This window comes from Streptomyces alkaliphilus, from assembly GCF_014141535.1.
Taxonomy (GTDB): Bacteria; Actinomycetota; Actinomycetes; order Streptomycetales; family Streptomycetaceae; genus Streptomyces; species Streptomyces alkaliphilus.
In genome coordinates this window covers 1-1,974 of record NZ_VKHT01000929.1, presented here as the reverse complement: position 1 = coordinate 1,974, position 1,974 = coordinate 1, and the positions used below count along the sequence as shown (strand labels likewise).

General features: G+C 75.0%; 1 protein-coding gene. It reads right to left on the bottom strand.

Annotated elements, in window-relative coordinates:
• Positions 1 to 1,721 (bottom strand): PAS domain-containing protein (locus FNQ90_RS21220; protein WP_182607822.1); only part of this gene is annotated, 1,721 nt, incomplete at its 3' end.
• Between the last annotated feature and the right edge of the window lie 253 nt (positions 1,722 to 1,974).

The following is a 1,974-nucleotide window of genomic DNA, read 5'->3' as shown; positions in this document are numbered from 1 at the left end:
AGGGCGAGGAGCCCCGGGCCCCGGGGCTCCTCGCCCTCGGGCCGCCGCGGACGCGGCATCGGCCGACCCGGCGCGGCCGGCGGGGCGGCCACCACGTGACCGCTGTCGTTGCCCGTGGCCATGCCGCGCACCGGACCGCCCGGTCCGCCGGTGCCGCGCGCCGGCTGCACCGGCACCGGCATCACCGTCGTCTCACCGGCCGCGTCCCGGGGACGCGGCACGTGCCCCGGCGCGGGCGCGGCGTCCGCGCTCACCGGCACCTCGAGCACGTACGCGGTGCCGCCCGCCGCCCCCGGCACCTCGTGGGTCTGCAACACCCCGCCGTGCATCCGCACGATGCCGCTCACCAGCGGCGCGTGCACCGGATCCCCGCCGGGGAACGGGCCGCGCACCTCGATCCGCACCACGTCGCCGCGCTGCGCGGCGGCCACCACGATCGTGGAGTCCGTCGGGGCACCCTCTCCGGCGTTCACCGGCCGGCCGGTGGCGTCCACCCCGGCCACGTCCGCGATCAGGTGGGCCAGCGCCTGCGCCAGCCGCTCCGGGTCCACCTCCGCCTCGGTCGTCGGGGCGTGCACGGCGAACTGGGCCCGACCGGGGCCGATCAGCTCCGTCGCGCCGTCCACCCCGGCGCCGATCACCTCGTCCAGCGCGACCTTCTTGCGGGCCAACTGCTCCCGACCCGCGTCCAGTCGCTGGTAGGCCAGCACGTTGTCGACCAGCGTCGCCATCCGCGCGTAGCCCGCCGCCAGGTGGTGCAGGATCTGGTTGGCCTCCGGCCACAGCTGTCCGGCCGGGTCGGCGGCCAGGGCCGTCAACTCCCCGCGCAGCTCCTCCAACGGGCCGCGCAGACTGTGGCCGAGCACCGCCAGCAACTGCTCGTGGCGGGCGTTCATCGCGTCCTGCGGCCGGCGGTCGGTGAACGTCATCACCGCGCCCACCAGCTGATCGCCCTCGCGCACCGGGGCCGTGGTCATGTCCACCGGCACGGCGCGGCCGTCCTTCGTCCACAACACCTGGCCCACCCGCACTCGGTGCTTGCGCCCCGACACCAGGGTGTCGTGCAGCGGCGTCTCCTCGAACGGCAGCGGCGTGCCGTCGGGACGCGAGTGGTGCACCAGGGGGTGCAGTTCCTGCCCGCCGAGCTTCCCGGCCCGGTGACCCAGGAGCTGGGCGGCGGCCGGATTGACCAGCACGACCCGGCCGGCGGTGTCCACGCCCACGACGCCCTCGGAGGCCGCCCGCAGGATCATCTCCGTCTGCCGCTGCTGCCGGGCCAGTTCGGCCTCGGTGTCCAGGGTGCCGGAGAGGTCCCGCACCACCAGCATCAACAGTTCCTCGGAGGCGTGGTCGTCCCCGAACACGGCGTCTATGGCCGAGGCGTAGGGGGTCTGCCCGGCCTGGAGCAGGGCGCTGGTCACCTCGACCTGCAACTCGGAGCCGTCGGTGCGACGGGCGATCATCCGGGTGGGACGGGTGCGCGCGCCCGGATCCTCGTCGGGGCGACGCATCGACCCGGGAATCCGACGCGGATCGAACGCCGGAATGATGTCCAGCAGCCCACGCCCCACCAGCGGCGCGCCCGGCGCCTCCAACGTCTCGCCCGCGATGGCGTTCGCCTTCACGACGGTGCCGTTGCCGTTGACCAGCAACAGCGCGTCGGGCAGGGCGTCGAGTATGGCGGCGAGGCGAGCAGCGCCTCTCGCCGGCCTGCTGCTCACGACTCGAATCCTCCCTTGACCCGGATGTGCTCGGCCGAAGCCGGTGGCGGTCCCGACGACGGGCCCACCGGGAGCCCTGCGTGTCGTTAACAGGGGAGTCTACGGGCAGCGGTCGCCGGTGAGGTCATGCCTTCGGGCAAGGATTGTCCCCCGGGACGGCACCTCCGTCCGTGACGCGCGCCACCTCCCGGGGTGGGCGTGCGCGGATGCTCGCCGGAGGGGCGGGAGGGTCCGGTGCGCGGCCGGTGAAGGG